At 66.5% G+C, this 22445-nt stretch carries 22 protein-coding genes; 11 read left to right on the top strand and 11 right to left on the bottom strand.

Annotated features, from left to right (window positions below):
- Nucleotides 1–110 precede the first annotated feature (110 nt).
- The 3 genes from phnD to LNV28_RS07995 form a co-directional block, all read right to left on the bottom strand.
- Nucleotides 111–1085 (bottom strand): phosphonate ABC transporter substrate-binding protein, encoded by a 975-nt coding sequence (gene phnD / locus LNV28_RS08005; RefSeq protein ID WP_263518367.1) that lies wholly within the window; start codon nt 1083–1085, stop codon nt 111–113.
- A 43-nt stretch (nt 1086–1128) separates the two neighbouring features.
- Nucleotides 1129–2007: a phosphonate ABC transporter ATP-binding protein gene (phnC, locus tag LNV28_RS08000; RefSeq protein ID WP_263518365.1), complete on the bottom strand. Its 879-nt coding sequence runs from the start codon at nt 2005–2007 to the stop codon at nt 1129–1131.
- 334 nt (nt 2008–2341) lie between these two features.
- Nucleotides 2342–3139, bottom strand: coding sequence for an IclR family transcriptional regulator domain-containing protein (locus LNV28_RS07995; RefSeq protein WP_263518363.1), 798 nt, complete (start codon nt 3137–3139; stop codon nt 2342–2344).
- 154 nt (nt 3140–3293) lie between these two features.
- Here LNV28_RS07995 and LNV28_RS07990 point away from each other — a divergent pair, with 154 nt between their 5' ends.
- From LNV28_RS07990 to LNV28_RS07955, 8 genes are all read left to right on the top strand, one after another.
- Nucleotides 3294–4118 carry a TIGR00266 family protein gene (locus tag LNV28_RS07990; protein WP_263518361.1) on the top strand — a complete coding sequence of 275 codons (825 nt, stop codon included), beginning with the start codon at nt 3294–3296 and terminating at the stop codon, nt 4116–4118.
- 209 nt (nt 4119–4327) lie between these two features.
- Nucleotides 4328–5206, top strand: coding sequence for an EI24 domain-containing protein (locus LNV28_RS07985; RefSeq protein WP_263518359.1), 879 nt, complete (start codon nt 4328–4330; stop codon nt 5204–5206).
- Complete coding sequence (locus LNV28_RS07980) at nt 5203–5997, top strand: competence/damage-inducible protein A (RefSeq protein WP_263518358.1); 795 nt, start codon at nt 5203–5205, stop codon at nt 5995–5997. The genes LNV28_RS07985 and LNV28_RS07980 overlap by 4 nt, the downstream gene beginning before the upstream one ends.
- 299 nt (nt 5998–6296) lie before the next feature.
- Nucleotides 6297–7712, top strand: coding sequence for a type I glutamate--ammonia ligase (gene glnA, locus LNV28_RS07975; protein WP_263518355.1), 1416 nt, complete (start codon nt 6297–6299; stop codon nt 7710–7712).
- A gap of 174 nt (nt 7713–7886) precedes the next feature.
- Complete coding sequence (locus LNV28_RS07970) at nt 7887–8468, top strand: hypothetical protein (protein WP_263518353.1); 582 nt, start codon at nt 7887–7889, stop codon at nt 8466–8468.
- Nucleotides 8469–8525: 57 nt separating this feature from the next.
- Nucleotides 8526–9671: a nitrogen regulation protein NR(II) gene (gene glnL, locus LNV28_RS07965; protein ID WP_411969928.1), complete on the top strand. Its 1146-nt coding sequence runs from the start codon at nt 8526–8528 to the stop codon at nt 9669–9671.
- A gap of 14 nt (nt 9672–9685) precedes the next feature.
- A complete protein-coding gene (ntrC, locus tag LNV28_RS07960) occupies nt 9686–11191 on the top strand; it encodes a nitrogen regulation protein NR(I) (RefSeq protein ID WP_263518352.1) in 1506 nt (501 codons plus the stop codon).
- 90 nt (nt 11192–11281) lie between these two features.
- Nucleotides 11282–12568 (top strand): solute carrier family 23 protein, encoded by a 1287-nt coding sequence (locus LNV28_RS07955; RefSeq protein ID WP_263518350.1) that lies wholly within the window; start codon nt 11282–11284, stop codon nt 12566–12568.
- A 6-nt stretch (nt 12569–12574) separates the two neighbouring features.
- Here LNV28_RS07955 and LNV28_RS07950 read toward each other — a convergent pair whose 3' ends face one another.
- Nucleotides 12575–13546 carry an MBL fold metallo-hydrolase gene (locus LNV28_RS07950; protein WP_263518349.1) on the bottom strand — a complete coding sequence of 324 codons (972 nt, stop codon included), beginning with the start codon at nt 13544–13546 and terminating at the stop codon, nt 12575–12577.
- 64 nt (nt 13547–13610) lie between these two features.
- Here LNV28_RS07950 and def point away from each other — a divergent pair, with 64 nt between their 5' ends.
- Together def and LNV28_RS07940 are read left to right on the top strand one after the other, a co-directional pair.
- A complete protein-coding gene (gene def / locus LNV28_RS07945; RefSeq protein WP_263518348.1) occupies nt 13611–14147 on the top strand; it encodes a peptide deformylase in 537 nt (178 codons plus the stop codon).
- Nucleotides 14148–14262: 115 nt separating this feature from the next.
- Nucleotides 14263–16218 (top strand): DUF6600 domain-containing protein, encoded by a 1956-nt coding sequence (locus LNV28_RS07940; RefSeq protein ID WP_263518346.1) that lies wholly within the window; start codon nt 14263–14265, stop codon nt 16216–16218.
- Nucleotides 16219–16306: 88 nt separating this feature from the next.
- On the opposite strand, the gene LNV28_RS07935 is transcribed toward LNV28_RS07940, so the two are convergent.
- Nucleotides 16307–16948, bottom strand: coding sequence for an arylesterase (locus tag LNV28_RS07935; RefSeq protein WP_263518344.1), 642 nt, complete (start codon nt 16946–16948; stop codon nt 16307–16309).
- A 72-nt stretch (nt 16949–17020) separates the two neighbouring features.
- On the opposite strand from LNV28_RS07935, the gene LNV28_RS07930 reads away from it, so the two are divergent.
- Nucleotides 17021–17734 (top strand): ABC transporter ATP-binding protein, encoded by a 714-nt coding sequence (locus tag LNV28_RS07930; protein ID WP_263518342.1) that lies wholly within the window; start codon nt 17021–17023, stop codon nt 17732–17734.
- A gap of 9 nt (nt 17735–17743) precedes the next feature.
- Here LNV28_RS07930 and LNV28_RS07925 read toward each other — a convergent pair whose 3' ends face one another.
- The 6 genes from LNV28_RS07925 to LNV28_RS07900 form a co-directional block, all read right to left on the bottom strand.
- Nucleotides 17744–18304, bottom strand: a complete 561-nt coding sequence (locus LNV28_RS07925; protein WP_263518341.1) for a DUF2062 domain-containing protein — start codon at nt 18302–18304, stop codon at nt 17744–17746.
- Nucleotides 18305–18501: 197 nt separating this feature from the next.
- Complete coding sequence (locus LNV28_RS07920) at nt 18502–19305, bottom strand: peptidylprolyl isomerase (protein ID WP_263518339.1); 804 nt, start codon at nt 19303–19305, stop codon at nt 18502–18504.
- Nucleotides 19306–19364: 59 nt separating this feature from the next.
- The gene (locus LNV28_RS07915) at nt 19365–19640 is read right to left on the bottom strand and encodes a BolA family protein (protein ID WP_263518337.1); all 276 of its coding nucleotides are present in this window, start codon (nt 19638–19640) and stop codon (nt 19365–19367) included.
- Entirely contained in the window at nt 19637–20305 is a 669-nt protein-coding gene (locus LNV28_RS07910; RefSeq protein WP_263518335.1) for a septation protein A, read from the bottom strand. The genes LNV28_RS07915 and LNV28_RS07910 overlap by 4 nt, the downstream gene beginning before the upstream one ends.
- A 49-nt stretch (nt 20306–20354) precedes the next feature.
- On the bottom strand, nt 20355–20774 hold the full coding sequence (gene msrB / locus LNV28_RS07905) for a peptide-methionine (R)-S-oxide reductase MsrB (protein ID WP_263518332.1): 420 nt from the start codon (nt 20772–20774) through the stop codon (nt 20355–20357).
- A complete protein-coding gene (locus tag LNV28_RS07900) occupies nt 20771–22330 on the bottom strand; it encodes a protein adenylyltransferase SelO (protein ID WP_263518330.1) in 1560 nt (519 codons plus the stop codon). The genes msrB and LNV28_RS07900 overlap by 4 nt, the downstream gene beginning before the upstream one ends.
- Nucleotides 22331–22445: the final 115 nt, after the last annotated feature.

Below are 22445 nucleotides of genomic sequence, written 5' to 3'. Positions count from 1 at the left end.
TGGGGTCCGTGGGGGCCTTGGGTGAAACGGCGGTGGCGGTGCTGGTGCTGCTGCTCATGGCTTGGGGGCGTCGCGGTGGGGTGGGGCGGCTGGCTGGCTTGATTGATTGCTTACTTGGCCTGAGCCAGCTGGGCGTTCAGCTCGGCCAGCTTCTTCTGGATCTCAGCCAGCTTGGCTTGCTTGGCGGCCGGGTCGAGCTTGTCGTCGTTCTCGAGCTTGGCCTTGTCCTTGAACAGCTCGAGCTGGCGGAAGGGCACCAGCTGCTTGTTGCTGGATTCATTGAAGACGCCGAAGGTCAGCTTGGCCAGATTGGCCAGCTCACGCTTGGAGGCTTCGGATTCGCCGCGGCCGTAGCTCATGAAGAAGGTCTTGAGCTTGGCCTTCATATCGGCCGGCAGGTCGGCACGCCAGAGCATGGGGTCGGCCGCGATCAGGGGCGACTTCCAGAGGATCTGGATGTTCTTGGCCTTCTCAGCTTCGCGCTTCTGGAACTTTTCCCAGACTTCGGTGTTGGTGATGGCCACGTCCACTTGCTTGGCTGCGGTCGCCATCAAGTTGGACTCATGGTTGCCCGAACGGCTGGACTTGTAGTGGGTCTTGGGGTCGATGCCGTTGAGGGCGTAGAGGTAGTAGCCCGGCACCAGGGTGCCCGAGGTGGACTGCGGGTCACCGGCGCCGTAGTTGTATTCGCGCTGGCTCTTGAGCACCTGCTCGACGCTCTTGATGCCGCTCTCTTTGTGCGTGATCAGCAGCGAGTGATAACCCAAGGCACCATCGGCATAGCTGGTTTGTGCGAACACTTCGCCGCCGGCGCGGTCCACGGCTTCCATGCCGGACTTGTTGCCCATCCAGGCCATCTGCACCTTGTTGAAGCGCATGGCTTCGATGATGCCGGTGTAGTCGTTGGCGAAGAAGGCCTTGACCTTGTAGCCGGTCTTGGCTTCCATATCGGCCAGGATGGGGGCCCAGTCGGCCTTCAGGTGGGAGGCGGATTCGGTCGAGATGATGCCGAAATTGATGTCCTGAGCCTGGGCCAGGGTGGCTGCCAGCAGGGTGCTGGTGGCGAGCAAGAGCTTGCGGATCATGGGGTTCTCTCCAAGTGAAAAAGGCGGGGTCGAAAGTCGGGGCTCAGGCCGCCACGGGCAGCGGCGGGCTGTGCGGTGCGGCTGCGGGGGCGGAGCTGGGTGCCTCGCTGGGCAGGGGCATGGGCTGGCTGACCAGGGCCTCGCCCTCGGGCAGCAGGGCCGGGGCGTCGGCGTCGCTGGCGTAGAGCTCGTTCAGGAAGGCTGGGTTCAGGGCGTTGCTGGGGCCGTCATAGACGACCCGGCCTTCGCGCATGGCGACCACGCGCTGGCAGTAGCGCAGCGCCACATCGACCTGGTGCAAGGACACCAGAACCGTGCAGCCATGCTCGCGGTTGACGCGAGCCAGCATGTCCATGACCTTGCGCGAGGACTCCGGGTCCAGCGAGGCGATGGGCTCGTCGGCCAGCACCACCTTGGCGCCTTGCACCAGGGCGCGGGCGATCGCAGCGCGCTGCTGCTGGCCGCCCGAGAGCGTGGAGGCGCGCTGAAAGGCATAGTCGTCTATACCAACTTCGGCCAAAGCTTGCAGGCCGGCGGCGCGTTCGCTGCGGGTGAACCACTGCAGCAGGCTGCGGTGCAAGGGAATGCGGTGCAGCTGGCCGGTCAGCACATTGTTCAGCAGCGTCATGCGGCCGACCAGATTGAACTGCTGGAAGACAAAGCCGATCTGGGCGCGCACGCTGCGGATATTGCCGGCGATGCGGCCTTTCGACTGCACCAGCTGGCCCATCACGCGCAGCTCACCGGAGCTGGCGTCGCCGGCCACGAAGCCGGACAAATGGCGCAGCAAGGTGGACTTGCCCGAGCCCGAGGCGCCGATCAGCGCCACCATTTCGCCCGGGCGCAGCTGCAGGCTGACGCTGTCCAAGGCCCGTCGTGCGCCAAAGCTCTTGCTCAGCGCCGTCACTTCGATTGCATGCATGCTGCACCCCATTCGTTCTGCGCATCCGTACCGGCAACAGGCCGGGTGGAGCTGGAGCGATGCTAGGCAGCTTGTGTGAAAGATTCGTGGCGGGGCGGCGTCGGCGCGGTGACGGTGGCTGGATGACTGTCTTCGGCACAGAACCGTCGTTCGCTGAGATTTGAATACGAACGCAGAGCGCGCGGAGGTTCGCAGAGACCGCAGAGAGAGAAGAAGAGCGAGGATTGTGTTCTCAGCGTCCTCTGCGGTCCTCTGCGGTCCTCTGCGAACTCTGCGAACTCTGCGTGCTGAAACTTCTCCGCGAACGACGGCTCAGTGCCGGTTCCAGCCGTCTTCAGGCTTTGATCTGCAGCAGGCGCGAGATCTGCCCGGCCGCGTCGAGCAGGCGTGGCAGGGTCTGCTCCAGCAGCTGCTCGGGCGAGCGGCGGTTCACTTGCGAGCCGACGTTGAGCGCGGCAATGACCTGACCCTTGCGGTCGGTGATGGGCGCGGCCAGGGACACCAGGCCGTCTTCCAACTCCTGGTTGACCAGGCACCAGCCTTGGCGGCCGGTCTGCGCAATGCGCTCGCGCAAATCGGGCAGATTGGCCACGGTCCGAGAGGCCAGGGGCGCGATGTTCAGCTGGCCCAGCTGCGCCTCCAGGGCCGGTGGGGGCAGGCTGGCCAGCAGGATGCGGCCCATGGAGGTGCACCAGGCCGGCAGGCGGCTGCCCACGCCGAGATTGATGCTCATGATCTTGCGGGCCGGCACGCGCAGCACATAGACGATATCTTGACCCTCCAGCACGGCGGCCGAAACACTCTCGTTCAGCTCGGCGGCCAGCTGCTGCATCACCGGCTCGGCAAACTGCCAGAGCGGCTGCGAGGACAGGTAGGCAAAGCCGAGGTCGAGGATCTTGGGCGTCAGCGCGAACAAGCGGCCGTCGCTCTTGACATAACCGAGTGTTTCCAGGGTCAGCAGGATGCGCCGGGCGCCGGCACGGGTCAGGCCGCAGCGACGCGAGACCTCGGTCAGGGTCTGGCGGGGTGCGGTGGCATCAAAAGCGCGGATCACCGACAGGCCGCGCGCGAAGGACTGCACATAGCTGTCCCCCGGTTTGGGCGCGAGTTCGGGCGCGGCGTTGTCATTCATGGCCGGCAGTATAGGCAGGAGCTTGGTCTGACCCGTGCGGTGCAGCTGGGCCTGGTCCGCTGAGGCCGTGCGCGGCGCCGGGTGACCCAAGTCAGGGCGGGCAAAAACTGGCTAACATCGCGCCCGCAGTCTTTCCCAAGCGAGGAGTTTTTTCATGGCCATGGATGTAGTCGATTTTGAAATCAAGGGCGCCGAGATGCAGTTCGTCGAGGTCGAGCTCGACCCGGGCGAGGCCGCCATCGGCGAAGCCGGCAGCATGATGTTCATGGATGCCGCCATCAATATGGACACGGTGTTCGGTGATGGTGCGGCCAACCAGGGTGGCTTCTTCGGCAAGCTGCTCGGCGCCGGCAAGCGCCTGATCACGGGCGAGTCGCTGTTCACGACCATCTACACCAACAACGGCAGCAGCAAGCAGCGCGTTGCCTTTGCCGCGCCTTACCCGGGCAAGATCTTGCCCATGGACTTGCGCCAGCTCGGCGGCACCCTGATCTGCCAGAAGGACGCCTTCCTGTGCGCGGCGCGCGGCGTGTCTCTGGGCATCGCCATCCAGCAGAAGCTGGGCACCGGCTTCTTTGGCGGTGAAGGCTTCATCATGCAAAAGCTGGAAGGCGACGGCATGGCTTTTGTGCATGCCGGCGGCACCGTGGTGCGCCGCACGCTGGCACCCGGCCAGACCCTGTTGGTCGACACCGGTTGCGTGGTGGCCTACACGCCCAGCGTGGATTTCGAGATCCAGTACGTGGGCAAGATCAAGACCGCCTTGTTCGGCGGTGAAGGTCTGTTCCTGGCCAAGCTGACCGGCCCGGGTGAGATCTGGCTGCAGAGCTTGCCTTTCTCGCGCCTGGCTTCGCGCATTTTTGCGGCCGCGCCGCAGAACGGTGGCCGCAAGGAAGAAGGTTCGGTGCTGGGTGGTTTCGCAGCCGGCGCCGCCGGTGTCGGCATCCTGGGTGGCCTGCTCGGCGGCGACGACGAGTAAGCTGGGGGCGGTCGAAGCGCAGCCCATTCAAGAAAAGCGGCCGAGGGCCGCTTTTTTTTGGTGAACGGGTGAACAAGTGAGCAGGTGAACAAGGCACCGTGATCGAAAGCTCCATCCACGATTCACCCATTCACCCATTCACCCATTCACCCATTCACCCATTCACCCGTTCACCCGTTCACCCGTTCACTTCTCCTCCCCCCCCACCCATGCCCGTCCAATCCCTGAGCCGAGTCGCCGATGCCTTCTGGCGCGCGGCCGCCTACTGCCTGCATCCGCGGGTGATCGCCTTGTCTTTGCTGCCTTTGCTGCTGGCTGGCGCGCTGGCCCTGGGCTTGGGCTACTTTTTCTGGGAAACGGCCGTGTCCGGGGTGCGGGCCACGCTCGAGTCCTGGAGCCTGATCGAAACCCTGCTGGGCTGGCTCAGCTATGTCGGTCTGGGCGGTTTCCGCTCGGCCTTGGCGCCTTTGCTCGTCTTGGCCCTGAGCTTGCCGGTGGTGGTGGTGCTGAGCCTGCTGCTGGTGGCTCTGCTGCTGACGCCGACCGCGGTCAATCTGGTTGCCCAGCGTCGCTTTCCGCTGCTGGAGCGCAAGCGGGGTGCCGCCTTTGTGCAGTCGCTGCTCTGGTCCCTGGGCCACGCGGCACTGGCCTTGCTGGCTTTGCTGATCAGCCTGCCTTTCCTTTTCATCCCGCCCTTGGTGCTGATCCTGCCGCCGCTGATCTGTGGCTGGCTCGGCTACCGGGTGTTCGCTTACGACGCCCTGGCCGAACATGCCTCGGTGGCTGAGCGGCGCCAGCTGCTGCGTCTGCACCGCCTGCCTTTGCTGGGGCTGGGCCTGCTGACCGGCTATCTGGGCGCGGCGCCGGCTGCCATCTGGGCCTTCGGCGTGATGGCCGTGGCTCTGGCACCTTTGTTGATCCTGGTGTCGATCTGGCTCTACACCTTGATCTTTGCCTTTTCCTCGCTGTGGTTCAGCCATTACTGTCTGGCCGCACTCCAGGAGCTGCGCCAGAGCCGCAGCGCCGGCGCCGCCCCCGTCGAACTGCTGACGCCCATCCAATCCCTGCCTAGGCAAGAAGAGTCATGAAAGTCGGTTTGATCATCATTGGCGACGAAATCCTGTCCGGTAAGCGCCAGGACAAGCATCTGTCCAAGTTCATCGAGATCCTGGCCGCGCGCGGCATGAGCCTGGACTGGGCCCAGTACTTGGGCGACGACCGCGCCTACATCAGCGCCCGGCTGCGTGAGGCCTTTGCCAGCGGCGACCTGGTGATCAGCTGCGGCGGCATCGGCGCCACGCCCGACGACCACACCCGCCAGGCCGCGGCGGCCGCGCTGGACCGCGAACTGGCGCTGCACCCGGAGGCGCGCGCGCTGATTTGGGAGCGCATCCAGAACATGGCGGCGGAGAAGGGCGAGACGGTCGACCCCGAGCACCCCGACACCCTGCGCCGCCTGGAGATGGGTGTGTTCCCGGTCGGTGCCGACATCGTTCCCAACCCCTTCAACAAGATCCCGGGTTTCTCGGTCGGCACGGTCTACTTCGTGCCGGGCTTTCCGGTCATGGCCCACCCGATGATGGAGTGGGTGCTGGACCAGCGCCATGCCGACTTGCAGCGCCCTGTGCAGCGCCAGGAACTGTCCCTGATCGTCCAGGGCGCGATGGAGGCCAGCTTGACGCCGCTGATGGAGCGGGTGGAGGCGGACTTCCCCGGCATCAAGGTCTTCAGCCTGCCCAGCGTGGACCACCCGCAGTGGGGCCGTCACATCGAGCTGGGTGTCAAAGGCCCGGCCGAACAGATGGATGCTGCCTACCAGGCACTGAAAAGCGGCGTGATCCAATTTGGTGCTGTTGTGAGCACTGAGTTGGTGCGATGAGTGGCGTCGAATCGCACCGTTTTGGTGATTGAGCGTGAAAACTCGCTCGCTCGCCCTGTTCCCGAGCCTGGGGTCGGACCATAATCCCGCAGCTTCGGCGGCTCTGTGCGCCGGCGCGGTGCGGCAGCTTGGGCTGTGTGCCCGTCTGCATGCGCAGTGCGCACCGGAGTGCCGCAAGCTGGCACACAAACTGCTTTATTGAACTGGCGCGGCCTGTGTCTGACGGCGCAGTGCAAGCCAAACAAATACCTACGCATCCGCAAGCTTTCTCCCGCTACTTACCCGTTTAGGAGTTTCTGATGGCCAAGACCGTCGCCGACGTGATGAAGATCGTCAAGGAAAACGAAGTCAAGTTTGTTGACTTCCGTTTCACCGACACCCGTGGCAAGGAACAGCACGTGACCGTGCCGGTTTCGCACTTCGACGAAGACAAGTTTGTCTCCGGCCATGCTTTCGACGGCTCGTCCATCGCTGGCTGGAAGGGCATCGAAGCCTCGGACATGCTGTTGATGCCCGATCCGAACACGGCCAATATCGACCCCTTCTTCGAAGAGCCGACCCTGATCCTGTCTTGCGACGTGGTCGACCCGGCCGACGGCAAGGCCTATGAGCGCGACCCGCGTTCGCTGGCCAAGCGCGCCGAAGCCTATCTGAAGGCCTCCGGCCTGGGCGACACCGCCTACTTTGGTCCTGAGCCTGAATTCTTCATCTTCGACTCGGTGCGCTGGTCCAACGAGATGTCGGGTTCCTTCTTCAAGATCGAATCCGAAGAAGGCGCCTGGAACACCGGCAAGGAATACGAGCACGGCAACACCGGCTACCGTCCGACCGTCAAGGGCGGCTACTTCCCCGTGCCCCCGGTCGACAGCGGCCAGGACATGCGCTCGGAGATGTGCCTGATCTTGGAACAACTGGGCATCCCGGTTGAAGTGCACCACCACGAAGTGGCCAACGCCGGCCAGATGGAAATCGGCACCCGCTTCAGCTCCCTGGTGGAGCGCGCCGACTGGACGCAGCTGCAGAAGTATGTGGTGCAGAACGTGGCCCATGCCTACGGCAAGACCGCCACCTTCATGCCCAAGCCCCTGGTGGGCGACAACGGCTCCGGCATGCACGTGCACCAGTCGGTCTGGAAGGACGGCAAGAACCTGTTCGCCGGCGACGGCTATGCCGGCCTGAGCGATTTCGCCCTGTACTACATCGGCGGCATCATCAAGCACGCCCGCGCCCTGAACGCCATCACCAACCCCGGTACGAACTCGTACAAGCGTCTGGTGCCTGGCTACGAAGCGCCGGTCAAGCTGGCTTACTCGGCCAAGAACCGCTCGGCCTCGATCCGCATTCCTTATGTGGCCAACCCCAAGGGTCGTCGCGTCGAGGCACGCTTCCCCGATCCTTCGGCCAACCCCTACCTGTGCTTCGCAGCGCTGCTGATGGCGGGTCTGGACGGCGTGGAAAACAAGATCCATCCGGGCGAAGCCGCCACCAAGGATCTGTACCACCTGCCCCCGGAAGAAGACGCCCTGGTGCCCACCGTCTGCCACAGCCTGGACCAGGCCCTGGAAGCGCTGGACAAGGACCGTGCCTTCCTGACCAAGGGTGGCGTGTTTACCGATGCTTACCTTGACGCCTACATCGAGCTGAAGATGCAGGAAGTGACCCGTCTGCGCATGGCCACGCACCCGGTCGAGTTCGACATGTACTACGCCCTGTGATGGCTGCCGGCCGCCAGCGTGCTGATCGGTGCGCTGAAGGCCGGGCTTTCACGAGCCGCCAGGCTCATCTTGAAGGACGGCTCAGGCCGTCCTTTTTCGTGGCCGCAGCGTTTGCCGGCCTTCGGCCGCGCACTTGCGCGCTTGGGCCGGCCGCGCTTGGGCCACAATCGCGCCATGTTGAACCGATCTGCTCCGCCGATGCCCGCCTACCGCTCGATGCGTCGCTCGATGCGCCGCACGGATCCGCTGGTTTGGGCCGTTTGCTCGCTGTCGGCCTGGGCCGCGGCGGCTCAAGCCCAAGGTACGGTCTACCGTTGCCCCGGCCCACCGGTGCTCTACACCGACGCCGTGTCGGCCAAAGAAGCTCAGGAGAAGGGCTGCCGCACCATCGAAGGTTCGCCCATCACCATCCTGCAGGCCCCCAAGCCGCGGGCGGCCGGTACCGGCAATGCAGGCCGTGTTGATGCCGCGCCACCAGCGCGCGCCAGCAGCGACGGCGGCCGGGTCGACCCCAACCAGCAGCGCAGCCGCGACGGCGAACGCCGGCGTGTGCTGGAAACCGAGCTGCGCGAGGCCGAGGAACGCCTGGCCACCACGCAGCGTGAATACGCCGGCGGCAACGCCGAGCGACGCGCCGACGAGCGCAACTACCAGCGCTACCTGGACCGCATGGCCGAGCTCAAGGCCAGCATCGCGCGCCAGGAAAGCGATGTCGCGGCGCTCAAACGCGAGATCAGCAAGCTACCGCCGTCCTGAGGCCCGGTGCGTCGCGCCGGCTCCGGGGCCGCGCAGCCGTACTCAGGAGTTGTTGTCATGAGCCCAAGCGCTCCCACGCCCCTCGGGGCTTTTCAAGCGGCCGAGCGCACCCCGCCGGTCTTTGATGCGCTGGACATGCTGGCCACCATGGTGGCCGTGGTCCGGCCCGATGGCGAATGCCTGTTCGCCAACACGGCCTTCGAGAACGTCATGGGCCTGTCGCGCCGCGCCGTGCAGCGCAGCAGTCTCTACGACTGGTTTGCCGAAGCCGGCCGCCTGCGCGACACGGTCGAGGGCGTGGCCCGCAATGCCTATTCCAGCAGCCGCTTCGATGCCTTGCTGCGCCGCGGTGTGCGGCCGCATGAGGTGCTGGTGCCGGTCCATGTGATCGTCTCGCAGCTGGAGGCCGGCTCGGCCACGCCGCGCGGTGGCGACCTGGTCTTGATCGAGCTGATCGAGAACGCACAGCAGACCCGCCAGGATCGCGAAGAGCGCACGCTCGACCAGGTGCAGGCGACCAAGGAGCTGACGCGCAATCTGGCGCACGAAATCAAGAACCCACTGGGTGGCATCCGCGGCGCCGCGCAGCTGCTGGCCATGGAGCTGGCGCCCACCGAGTTAGGCCCTGAGCTCAGCGAGTACACCCAAGTCATCATCCACGAGGTCGATCGCCTGCAAAGCCTGGTCGACCGCCTGCTCGCGCCGCACCGCCACGCGCCGGTGGTGGCCGATGTCAACATCCACGAGGTCTGCGAGCGCGTGCGCGCCCTGGTGCTGGTCGAACATCCGCGCGGCCTGGTGATCAAGCGCGACTACGACACCTCGCTGCCCGACTTCCGAGGCGACCGCGAACAGCTGATCCAGGCCGTGCTCAACATCGTGCAAAACGCTGCCCAGGCCTTGCAATCCCGCATGGCGGCCGGTGATGCCGCCATCACCTTGCGCACTCGGGTGGCGCGCCAGGTGACCATTGGTAAGCAGCGCTGGCGCTTGGCATTGGAATTGCATGTCGAGGACAACGGCCCCGGAATTCCGGCCGAGATTCGTGATCGCATCTTCTTTCCCCTGGTGTCGGGGCGAGAGGGCGGTTCCGGCCTCGGCCTGACGCTGGCGCAGACGATCGCCCAACAGCACCAAGGCATGATCGACTGTGAAAGCGAACCGGGCCGGACCGACTTTCGCATCACCTTGCCCCTGCCCTAGAGGGAACCAGCCGCATGAAATCCATCTGGGTTGTCGACGACGATCATTCCATCCGCTTCGTGCTGGAGAAGGCCTTGAGCCGCGAGGGCCTGCCCGTGCGCACCTTCAGCAACGCCCGCGATCTGCTGGCCGCGCTGGAGGAGGACAGCCCGCAGGTGCTGGTGTCCGACATCCGCATGCCCGGAGGGTCAGGTCTTGACCTGCTTGCCAAGGTCAAGGCCCGCTTGCCGCATCTGCCCGTCATCATCATGACGGCCTACTCCGACCTCGACAGCGCCGTGGCGGCCTTCCAGGGCGGTGCGTTTGAATACCTGCCCAAGCCCTTTGACCTGCCGCGTGCGGTCGAGTTGATCCGCCGCGCCCAGGAAGAAAGCCAGCGCGAGGCCGTGGCCGACGAGGCCGCCGCGCAAGTGCCCGAGATGCTGGGCCAGGCGCCCGCCATGCAGGACGTGTTCCGTGCCATCGGCCGCCTGAGCCAGAGCCATGTGACGGTATTGATCACCGGCGAATCGGGCTCGGGCAAGGAATTGGTCGCGCGCGCACTGCACAAGCACAGCCCGCGCGCCGAGGGCCCCTTTGTCGCCATCAACACGGCGGCCATCCCGAAGGACCTGCTGGAGAGCGAGCTCTTCGGCCACGAGCGTGGCGCCTTCACCGGCGCCCAGGCGACGCGGCGCGGTCGTTTCGAGCAGGCCGACGGCGGCACGCTCTTCCTCGATGAAATCGGCGACATGCCGCTGGAGCTGCAGACGCGGCTGCTGCGCGTGCTGTCCGACGGCCAGTTCTACCGCGTCGGTGGCCACAGCCCCTTGCGCGCCAATGTGCGCGTGATTGCCGCCACCCACCAGAACCTGGAGTCGCGCGTGCGCCAGGGCGCCTTCCGCGAGGACCTGTTCCACCGCCTCAATGTGATTCGCCTGCGCCTGCCGCCGCTGCGCGAGCGGCGCGAGGACATCGGTGTGCTGGCGCGCTTCTTCTTGCAGCGCAGCGCCACCGAGCTGGGCGTTGAAACCAAGCGCCTCAGCGAAGCCGCCCTGGCTCAGCTGCTGGCTTTTGACTTCCCAGGCAATGTGCGCCAGCTGGAAAACATCTGCCATTGGCTTAGCGTCATGGCGCCCAGCCAGGTGGTGGAAGCCAAGGATCTGCCCCAGGAGCTGTTGCAAGCGGGTACCTCAACCGAGCTGACGCTGGAGCGCAGCGAGGACGCGCCAGCGACCTCAGGCGAGGTTTCTGCTGCCGCCGCGCCTCAATCTGGGGCGCATGCGCCGTCGGCCGTGCCCCTGCCTGGTGCGGGCGTGGCCAGCGAAGCCTGGGTGATGGAAATGGCCCGTGAAGCCCGCCGCTTGCTGGCCGCCGGCGAGCCCGAGGTCTGGGAGCTGCTGAGCCGCCGTTTCGAGGCCAGCCTGATCACCGCCGCGCTGGAGCTGACTCATGGTCGCCGCATCGAGGCGGCGCAAAAGCTGGGCATCGGCCGCAACACCATCACGCGCAAGATTCAGGAACTGAACCTGGACGTCTGAGGCCCATCCGGGCTGCGTGCAAGCCCTGGGTCGGCGGGGCGGCTGGCCTCACTACACTGCGGCGTCAAGACACGATGGAGCGCATGCAGCATGAGCCGACTTTTCCAATGGCGTGAGGTGCCGGCCCAAGACGGGCAAGCGGTACAGACCGATGAACGCCTGCCCTGGCCGCAGACCCTGGCCATGGGCTTGCAGCATGTGATCGCCATGTTCGGCGCCACCGTGCTGGCGCCCCTGCTGATGGGCTTCGACCCCAATGTCGCCATCCTGATGAGCGGCGTCGGCACCCTGATCTTCTTCCTGATGGTGGGCGGCCGCGTGCCCAGCTATTTGGGGTCGAGCTTCGCCTTCATTGGCGTGGTGATCGCCGCCACCGGCTACACCGGCGCGGGACCTAACGCCAATATCGGACTGGCCCTGGGCGGCATCATCGCCTGCGGCGCGGTCTACTTTGCGATCGGCGCCTTGGTGTCCTGGTTGGGCACGGGCTGGATCGAGCGTCTGATGCCGCCGGTGGTGACCGGCGCCGTGGTGGCCGTGATCGGCCTGAACTTGGCCGCAATCCCGATCAAAAACATGGCACCCACCGGCTTCGATGCCTGGATGCAGGGTGCCACCTTTCTGAGCGTGGCCCTGGTAGCGGTGTACAGCCGCGGCATGGCCCAGCGCCTGCTGATCTTGCTGGGTCTGCTGGCCGCCAGCCTGCTCTACGCACTGCTGACCAATGGCCTGGGCCTGGGCAAGCCGATCGACCTGTCGGGTGTGGCCAATGCCGCCTGGGTGGGCCTGCCGCGTTTTGCCAGCCCGGTCTTCGAGCCCCAGGCCCTGCTCCTGATCGTGCCCGTGGTCGTGGTGCTGGTGGCCGAGAACCTCGGTCACCTGAAAGCCGTCAGCGCCATGACCGGCCGCAATCTCGACGCCGACATGGGCCGCGCCTTCATGGGCGACGGCCTGGCCACCATGGTCAGCGGTGCCGCCGGCGGCACCGGCGTGACCACCTATGCCGAGAACATTGGCGTCATGGCCGCCACCCGCATCTACTCCACCGCCATCTTCGTGATCGCTGGCCTGCTGGGCGTGCTGCTGGGCTTCAGCCCCAAGTTCGGGGCGCTGATCCAGGCGATTCCGCTGGCGGTGATGGGCGGGGTCAGCATCGTCGTCTTCGGCCTGATCACCGTGGCCGGCGCCAAGATCTGGGTGGACAAGCGGGTGGACTTCAGCGACAGCCGCAACCTGCTGGTGGTCGCCATCACCCTGGTGCTGGGCACCGGCGACTACACCTTGAAGCTGGGCAGCTTTGCGCTGGGCGGCATCGGAACCGCCACCTTTGGCGCCATCCTGCTCTACGCCCTGCTGTCACTGGGCCGCAAGGACTGAGGTTCCTCAGGCCGCAGCGGCGCGCTTGTCGAGGTAAACGCCCAGGCCTTGGGCGTTCAGCTCGATGTCCATCTCCAGCAGGCCCAGCTGCGCCACCAGGCTTTGCGTGCAGCCATGGGCATGCAGGCGCGGCAGGTAGATGGCCTCCAGCCCGGTTTTCAGAAAAGCGTGGCGCTCGGGGCTGGCGCCGAACGGCGCGGCATGGGCCAGGGCCACCATCTCGTCGATCTGCTCGCGCAGCAGCTGGCCCAGGCGCTGCACCTCGGCCGCGCTGCCGCCGACGCGGCTGTAGTGGGTCAGGAAAATCTGCGTGGGCTGCAAAGCCAGCAGGCGCTCCATCGAGGCTTTCAGCGCCTCGGGCTCGAACTGCACCGGCGTGCTGGTCGGCAAGGCCCAGGCGCCTTGCGCGGTGTCGAACTCGCGGTAGCTCAGGCCGAAGGTGTCGCCGGTGAAGCAACCGCGGCTGTGCGCGTCCCAGATGCAGTGGTGGTGGCGGGCATGGCCAGGGGTGTCCAGCAAGAGCAGGGGGCGGCCGGCCAGGTGCAGGGTCTCGCCATCGCTGCTGGCCTGCGCCCGCTCGGCCGGCACCGGCAGCAGGCGGCCGTAGGAGCGCTGCATCTCGGCCTCGCCGTAGACGGCCTTGGCGCCCATGTAGAGCGCGGTCGGGTCGATCAGATGGCGCAGGCCACGCGGATGCACCACCAGGCGCGCCTGGGGCAGGGACTGCATCAGCAGGCCCACGCCGCCGGCATGGTCCAGATGCACATGGGTGGGGATCACCCAGTCCACTGCCTCCGGGCCCAAGCCCAGATCGCCCAGCGCCGCCAGCAGGCGCGGTACCGCGTGGTTGGTGCCGGTGTCGATGAAGGCGGCGCGGCCGGCCTCCACTATCAGATAGGCGGCGTCGAACTGCGGGCGCTGGAAGCCGGTGTCGATGGCATAGATGCCATGGCCGAGGGGCTGGACAAAATCGTGCATGGCGGGGGTGTCTCCGGGCTCACTTCTAGAATCCGCCCACCTTAACTGATGTCGCGACGTTGCCATGGCCGTGCATGAAATCTTGAAGATGGGTGACCCGCGCCTGTTGCGCGTGGCCCAGCCGGTCACGAACTTCGGTACGCCGGAGCTGCGCGACCTGATCGCCGACATGTTCGAGACCATGAAGGCAGCCAACGGCGCCGGCCTGGCCGCGCCGCAGATCGGTGTCGACCTGCGCCTGGTCATCTTTGGCTACCAGAGCAATGTGCGCTATCCGGACGCGCCGCCCGTGCCGCCCACCGTGCTGATCAACCCCGAGATCGAGCTGCTCGGCGCGGCCGATGAAGAGGGCTGGGAGGGCTGCCTCTCGGTGCCCGGCCTGCGCGGCGTGGTGCCGCGTCATGCGCGCCTGCGCTACCGCGGCTTTGACGCCGAAGGCCAGGCCTTCGAGCGCGAGGCCGAAGGCTTCCATGCCCGCGTGGTCCAGCATGAGTGCGACCACCTCGACGGCGTCCTCTATCCCATGCGGGTCAAGGATTTCAGCCGCTTTGGCTTCACCTCGGTGCTGTTCCCGGAGCTGGACCCGGCGGCGGACGATTGAGACGCACCTTTCGGGTGCGTGGCCTGCACCTCGCACTCTGCTGTGGTGATTGTTTGTAAAGACGGTCCTCCGCGGCAGCAGACTGCGCGTTGAGCTGGGGTCACAGGAGCTTGTCATGAAAGTTGCCGCCCGAAATTTGTCTGCCACTGCTGCGCTGGCCTGGGCCTGGCGCAGCTGGCTGTGCTTGGCCTGCTTGGTGCTGGGCCTCAGCGCTTGGCAGCTGGCCCACGCCCAAGCCGCGCCAGGCAGCGACCCGCCGACGCGTGCCGGCCGGGTCTCCGAAGTCATTGGCGAGGCCTGGCTGTTTGACGCCGAGAACAAGGAATGGACGCGCGTGTTGCGCAACCAGACCATCTCCGAGGGCGACCGCCTGCGCACCGACGATCGCTCGCGCGTCAGCCTGCGAGTCGGTTCCAGCAGCTTCTGGCTCGATGAGCGCAGCGACCTGGAGATCAGCCAGCTCGACGAGGGCCGCGTGCTGCTGATGCTGGCCAAGGGCGATATGGGGCTGCGCCTGCGTTCGCAGGAGGCCGTCAGCGAATACAAGGTGATGACCCGCGAGGGCCTGTTCTTCGCCGAGCGCGAGGGCTTGTACCGGGTCGAGCAGATGGACCGCGGCAGCCGTGGCTTTGCCCTGCAGGGCCGTTTGCGCTTTGAATCGAGCAAGGGCGAGGGCACGCTGCCGGTCTGGCTGCAGGACGGCGAGCAGGCCGAGTTCTGGTGGGCCGGCGGCCCGCGCACCGAGCGCCAGCGCTTGCAGGGTGATGGCTTCATTGACTGGCTCAACGCACAGAGCCGCAGCGAGGGCGACAGCATCAACGCAGGCCTGAGCCAGCGCTATGTCTCGCCCGAGATGACCGGCGCTGAAGATCTGGACCGCCATGGCCGCTGGGAACAGTCGCCCGAGTACGGCGCCGTCTGGTTCCCTTCCGTGGTCGTGGCCGACTGGGCACCGTATCGCTACGGCCACTGGGCCTGGACGCGCCACTGGGGCTGGAGCTGGGTGGACGATGCGCCCTGGGGCTTCGCGCCTTTCCACTATGGCCGCTGGGTCAGCTGGAATGGCCGCTGGTGCTGGTCACCGGGCCGCTATGTGGCGCGCCCGGTCTATGCCCCGGCTTTGGTGGCCTGGGTGGGTGGCCCCTCAGTGTCGGTGGGCATCAGCATCGGGGGCGGCGCTCGCCCGCCGCGCCCGCATTACGGCTGGTACCCGCTGGCCCCGCGTGAAGTCTATGTGCCGGGCTTCCGCCACAGCCCGGGCTATGTCCAGCGCCTGAACAACCATTTCGATCGCGACCCGGTGACCGTCAACAAGCCACGCAGCAACCGCGAAGTCGGCGGTGCCATCAGCTATCTGCCGGGCGCCGGTGGGCCGGTCCGTGCCATGCCGGCCGCCGACAGCGGCCCGGTGCGGCCCTTGCCTGCGGCTCCGGCGCGCCAGGAGCTGGCCACGATGCTGCCGCAGCGGCCCGCCATGAGCCCTGAGGTCCCGGCTGGACGCAGCGCGGCCGATGTGCCTTGGCGCAACGACAACCCGTTCGCCAATCGCCGCCGCGATCAGCAAGTCCCGCGTGAGGAGAGGGATGCGCGTGAACAGCGCGTCGGACCGCAGCGTGGCGAGCTCAGCGCTCCGGCGCCGCAGAGTTCGGGCGGCCCGGCCGATCTGCCTTGGCGCGGTCGTGACCGTGACCGTGACCGTGCAGCGCCGCCGGTGCAAGCGCAGCCCCAAGCTCCGGCGCAGCCGGCCGTGCCGCCGAACATGCCCTGGGCCGATCGTCCGGGAGCCGACCGTTCCGAACGGGCCGGCCCGCAGCGCCCGGATCGTGGCGACAGCCGCATGGAGCGTCAATTCGAGCGCCCGGCTGAGCGACCGATGGAACAACGCCCAGTCGAGCGTCCGCCCGAACGTATGCGCTCGGCCGAGCCTTCTTCTCTGCCCATGCGCCCGGCGCCAGCGCCGCAGCCTCAAGCTCAGCCGCAGCAGCCGAGCAAGAGCGAGTCACAAGGCCCGCAGCGGGATCGTGGCAACTCCGACGGGCCGCCGCGCCGCAACGGCGAGCGGGAGCGCTAAGACAGGCACCTCCGGTTGACTCTTGATTGCAGCGCCGCTGCCGGCCCTTGGGCCGCAGCGGCGTTGCTCTTTCTCCGTCGCTCTGCGCTCAGAGCAAGGGTTTGAGCACCGGCCAGACCTGGTCCAGCATCAGAGGATGGGCCTTGGCCAGGGGGTGGATGCGGTCGGCCTGGAACCAATCCTGGGCATCCGGCCGCTCGGCAAAACCGGCCAGTAAGAAGGGGGTCAGGGCCACCTTCTCGGCCTTGGCCACTTCGCTGAACAGGCCGGCGAATTCGCGCCCGTAGCTGGCGCCGTAGTTCGGCGGCACCTGCATGCCGAGCAACTGCACCTTGGCGCCGGCCGCCTTGCCCGCGCGCACCATGGCGAGCAGGTTCTCGCGGCTGTTGGCCAGAGGCAGGCCGCGCAAGGCGTCGTTGCCGCCGAGTTCGATGATGAGCACGGCGGGCCGGTGCAGCTTGAGCAAAGTGGCCAGGCGGGCACGACCGCCGGCCGTGGTGTCGCCGCTGATGCTGGCATTGATGACGCGGTAGCGGCGCCCCTGGGGCAGCTTCTGCTCGGCCAGGCGCTGCTCCAGCAAGGCCACCCAGCCTTGGCCGCGGCTCAGGCCGTATTCGGCGGACAGGCTGTCACCAAGCACCACCAGCGTGCGCTCGTCGGCGTTCGTCTGTGCGCTGGCAAGACCCGCGAGCCCACTGCCCGCGATGCAGACGCTACAGTGCAAGGCCATGCGCAGTGCTGCCCGCCGGGCCGCTTGCGTGACGGGCTCTGCTTTTCTGTCCTTCATTCTTTGGGTTCCGCCATGTCCGAAATTCTTGTGGAAGTCGATCACATCAACAAACGGGTGCAGGACGCGACCGGCGAGCTGGTGATTCTGCATGACATCAGCTTCAGCCTGCGGGCACAGGAGTCGGTGGCCATCGTCGGTGCCTCGGGCTCAGGCAAGAGCACCTTGCTGGCCATCCTTGCCGGGCTGGATACGCCCAGCAGCGGCACCGTGCGTCTGCGCGGGCAAGACCTGTTCGTGCTCGATGAAGACCAGCGGGCCGCGGTGCGAGGCGCCGAGCTGGGCTTTGTGTTCCAGAGCTTCCAGCTCTTGCCCAATCTGACAGCGCTGGAGAACGTGATGCTGCCGCTGGAGCTGCGCGGCGAGCCGCAGGCGCGCAGTCTGGCCACGCAGATGCTCGGCCGGGTGGGGCTGTCCGAGCGCCTGGGCCATTACCCGCGCGTGCTCTCTGGCGGTGAACAGCAGCGTGTGGCCCTGGCGCGCGCCTTTGTCGTGCGGCCCGCCTTGCTGCTGGCCGATGAACCCACCGGCAGCCTCGATTTCGCCACCGGCGCGGCCGTGATGGAGCTGATGTTCGAGCTGAACCGCGAAGCGGGCACGACCCTGGTGCTGGTCACCCATGATCCGGCGATTGCGCGTCGCTGCCAGCGTCAGCTGCGGATCGAGGCCGGCCGCCTGGTCGAACAAACAACGACGGAGCTCCGGGACGAAGCGACGGCCGCCGCCTGAGCGCCGCGCTCAGGCCGCGCGTGCGCGCTGACGCAGGCGCCGCCAGCGCTCGCCGCGGATGACGGCCCACCAGCCGATGTAGACGACCAAATAGGCCGCCGCACCCAAGGCCAGGCCGGCCAATGGCAAGCCAATCAGCAGCGGCTCACCGAGCGCCTGCACCCAGGCCCAGGCCGAGGGCAGCCAGCTGGCCGGTTCGCTCCAGGTGATGGCCAGCATCTCCGGCGTGGCAATCGGCCCGCTGTGCCCCGAAGCCAGGCGACCGAGCGCGATGGCCAGGCTCCAGATCGGCACCAGGGTGAAGGGGTTGGTCAGCCAGGTCGCCGCAATGGCCGCGGCGACATTGGCGCGGCAGATGATGGCCAGCACGGCCGCCAGCACCATCTGCGTCGGCAGCGGAATGACACCGATCGCCAGGCCCACGGCCACGCCCATGGCGACCCGACGCCGGTGCGCCACCCACAGCCAGGGGCGTGGGGCGAGGTAATGGCCGAGCCAGCGCAGGCCCGGTGTCTGGGCCAGAGTGTCTGGGTGCGGCAGGACGCGGCGGGCGAGACGGGATGCGGGCAAACGAAACCTCGGATCGATCGGTGAACGATGTGCCCTTGGCCGTAAAAAACCCGCGGAAAGCCTGAGGGCCTTGCGCGGGTTGGGTCTGGCTGGGCCTGACGGGTACGGCGTGTGTGGACGGACAAGAAAACGTGGTGCCTGCGAGCGCGGTCAGCGCTTGAGCCGACAGCTGCTTGAGCTCGGCACCACGGGCCTCATCAGTTGGCGAACTTGTAGTCCGTCTTGGCCTTGCTCTTCAGCTCTTGCTGATACGCGCCGACCTTCTGCTGCTGCAGACGCTGGACGATCTGAGCCTTGACATCATCGAAAGCCGGGAACTGGGCTTCGCGGGTGTCTTCGACCTTGATGATGTGGAAGCCGTACTGGGTCTTGACCGGCTCATCGGTCATTTCGCCCTTCTTCAGCTTGGTCACGGCAGCGGCGAACTCGGGCACGTAGCTGCTGGGCTTGGCGAAGTCCAGATCGCCACCGTTGGCGGCGGAGCCGGTGTCCTTGGAGTTCTTGCTGGCCAGTTCTTCGAACTTGCCGCCGGCCTTGATCTGGGCGATCAGGGCCTTGGCGTCTTCTTCCTTCTCGACCAAGATGTGGCGGGCGCGCACTTCCTCGCCGCTGTTCTGGGCCTTGAACTTGTCGTACTCGGCCTTGGCATCGGCGTCGGTGACCGGGTTCTTCTTGGCGTGGTCGGCAAACAGTTCGCGGATCAAGATGCTCTGGCGGGCCAGTTCCATCTGAGCCTTGTAGTCGGCGCTGGCCGGAATGCCGCGCTTTTCGGCTTCCTGCATGAAGATTTCGCGCAGCACGACTTCGTCCTTGACCTGGTTTTCCAGCTCAGGCGTGCGGGCTTGCTGGCCGCTCTTGGTGACTTGGCTGATCAGCTGTTCGGCGCGGGCCTTGGGCACCGCTTTGCCGTTCACGATGGCGAGGTTCTGCGCGCTGGCCGACATGGGCAGGAGCGCAGCGGACAGGGCCGCGACGGAGGCGGCGAGCACAAACTTCTTCATGGGTAGGGCTTTGGGCTAAAAAAATGCGCCGTATCGGCGCTGATCGATTTCGAGATGAATCAGTTCTCTTGGGGTGTGCTGGCATCAATCGCCAGCGCGTGGATGCCTTGCTGCATCAACTCACCCAGCGAATGATATACGAGCCGATGGCGGGCCACGCGGCCGAGGCCATCGAAGCGGCTGCTGCAGATTCGCACCGTGTAATGGCCACCTTCCCGGGCACCGGCGTGGCCGGCATGCAGGTGGCTGTCGTCCTGGACTTCCAGGCGTTCAGGGCTCAGCGCAGCCTGCAGGCGCGCCGTGATGATCTCGCTCAGGGCGGGGTGGGTGCTCATGGTTGCGTTCCAGTTTCATCGGCCTTGGCGGGCTCGGCCTTGTCGTCCGGCAGTTCGGGCAGATGGCGGCTCAGGTAAACGCCTTGTGCGACCGTGAACACCAGGATCAGTCCGGTGACGCCGAAGACCTTGAAGTCAGCCCAGCTCGAGGTCGAGAAGTTGTAGGCCACGTAGAGGTTGACGATACCGAGGGTGGCGAAAAACAGCACCCAGGCGCGGTTCAAGTTCTGCCACACAAAAGCCGGCAGTTCCAGTTCGGCCCCCAGCATCTTCTGGATCAGGTTCTTCTTGAAAAACTGCACCGAGCCCCAGAACACCAGGGCCATGCCCCAGTAGAGGCCGGTTGGCTTCCACTTGATGAAGGTCTCGTTGTGGAACCAGATGGTGGCGCCGCCCAGGGTCACGACCAGAGCCAGGCTGATCCAGAGCATCAGGTCGATCTTCTTGCCGCGCAACTTGAGGAACAGCGCCTGTGCCAGGGTAGCCACCATCACCACCAGGGTGGCCAGCAAGACCGCCGCCTCCTCGGTGCCGACTTTGCCGCCCGAGACCATGAAACCGAAATGCTCGGTGGCAAAGGCCGCGGCCCAGTCTTTGTGGCTGTCCGCGTACTTGAAGGTGGCGAAGAACAGGATCAGCGGTAGAAAGTCGAGCAGAAGCTTCATGGGCAAGGCGGGCCGGCGTGGCTCCGCAGTAAGGGCGGCCTGGAGGAACTCAGGTCCGGGGCGCGAAGTCTATCGCGGCCGAGTTGATGCAGAAGCGCTCGCCGGTCGGCTCGGGGCCGTCGGGGAAGACATGGCCCAGGTGGGAGCCGCAGTTGTTGCAGCGCACTTCGACGCGCACCATGCCGTGGCTTTCATCGACGATGCGCTCGATCAGCTCGGCATTGACCGGGGCCCAGTAGCTGGGCCAGCCGCAACCGGCGTCGAACTTGGTGTCCGGCTCGAACAAGGGCGTGCCGCAGCCGACGCAGCGGTACAGGCCGTTCTTCTCGAAATGGTCCCAGTACTTGCCGGTGAAGGCGCGTTCGGTGCCCGATTGCCGGGCCACTTGGTATTGCATGGGGTCCAGCTGGGCGCGCCATTCGGCCTCGCTCTTTTGAACCGGGTAGGTCTTGCTGCTCTTGTCGCTCATGATGAACAGGACACTTCCAGGGTTTGAGCCCAGTCGGGCGGGAAGGCCGCGTCGCTGGCCTGTTTGGGGTCGTCGAAGGGCCGCTGCAGGACCTGGAGCAGGCGCTGCGTCTCGGAGAAATCGCCGGCCTGGGCGGCGCGGATGGCGCCCTCGGCCAGATGGTTGCGCAGCACCACGGCCGGGTTGACCGCGCGCATGGCCGCCTGGCGCGCGCCGTCTTGGCTGGCCTCGGTTTGCAGGCGCTGGCGGTAGCGCTGGGCCCAGGCGTCGAAGGCGTCGCGGTCCAGGAACAGGTCGCGCAAGGCGCCGGTGTCATCGTGCAGGCCGAATCGGCTGAGCCGGCGGTGGGCAATGGTGTAGTCCACCTGGGTCGCTGCCAGCAGGCGCAGCCAGTCGTCGATCAGGGCAGTGTCTTCGGTCTGCTCGCTGAGCAGCCCCAGCTTGGCCCGCATCAGGGCGATGAAGTGATCGCTGAAGGCCTGCTTGTAGGGCTCGATCGCATCGAGCGCGCGCTCGCTGGCAGCCTCGGGATCCTCACCCTCGTTCTGGATCAAGGGCAGCAGGGCCTGGGCCAGGGCATGCAGATTCCAGAAAGCCATGCTGGGCTGGCGGGCGAAGGCATAACGGCCTTGGTGGTCGGAGTGGTTGCAGATGTGGCCTGGGTTGAAACCGTCGAGAAAGCCGAAGGGGCCGTAGTCGATGGTCAGGCCCAGCATGGACATATTGTCGGTATTCATCACCCCATGGCAGAAGCCCACGGCCTGCCACTGGGCCAGCAAGGCGCCGGTCTGCCGGGCCACCCGCTCCAGCAAGGCCAGATAGGGCTCGCTCGCCGCGCGGCATTCGGGCGCGTGCAAATCGATGAAGTGATCGGCCAGCTGGTGCAGCTCCTGGTGCTGCTGGCGGTGCGAGAAATGCTCGAAGTGGCCGAAGCGCAGAAAGCTTGGCGCCACCCGGGTGACGATGGCCGCGGTCTCCAAGGTTTCGCGCCGCACTGGCAGGGACGAGGCCGTCAGGGCCAGGGCGCGGGTGCTGGGGATGCCCAGCGCATGCATGGCCTCCGAGCAGAGGAATTCGCGGATGGAAGAGCGCAGCACCGCGCGGCCGTCGCCGCGGCGCGAGTAGGGCGTGAGGCCGGCGCCTTTGAGCTGTAACTCGAGGCTGCCGCCCGGTGTGGCGATCTCGCCCAGCAGATGGGCGCGGCCGTCGCCGAGCTGGCCAGCCCAGACGCCGAACTGGTGGCCGCTGTAGACGCTGGCCAGCGTGCGCATGCCGGGCCAGGCCGCATTGCCGCTCAGCACCTCCAGGGCGTTCCAGTCCTCGCGCTGCCACCAGTCCTCGGGCCAGCCCAGCTCGGCCGCGCTGGCCGTGCTCTGCGCCACCCAGACCGGTTGGGGCAAGCCTTGCGGCGGCAGCTCGGTATGGAAGGCCGGGCCTAGGGCTGCGAAGCGGTTCAGCCAGACCTCAGGCGGCGGCACCCGGCCCGCTTGGTTGGCAGAGAAAAGCTCGGCATCGCGAGGCGAATTGGCCGGTGAAACGAGGTCTGGAGCAGGCATCGGGCCAGTGTAGCCAGCCGGACCCGCCCCTATACTTTGCCGGCCATTCCTTGGCTCCAGCCGCCCTGTCAGCGGCGGGGCCGGTTTCTTCAGCCTCAGACCCATTGCGCCTATC

Source organism: Paucibacter sp. DJ2R-2, assembly GCF_025717675.1.
Classification (GTDB): domain Bacteria; phylum Pseudomonadota; class Gammaproteobacteria; order Burkholderiales; family Burkholderiaceae_C; genus Paucibacter_A.
This window is presented reverse-complemented; position numbering and strand designations above follow the sequence as displayed.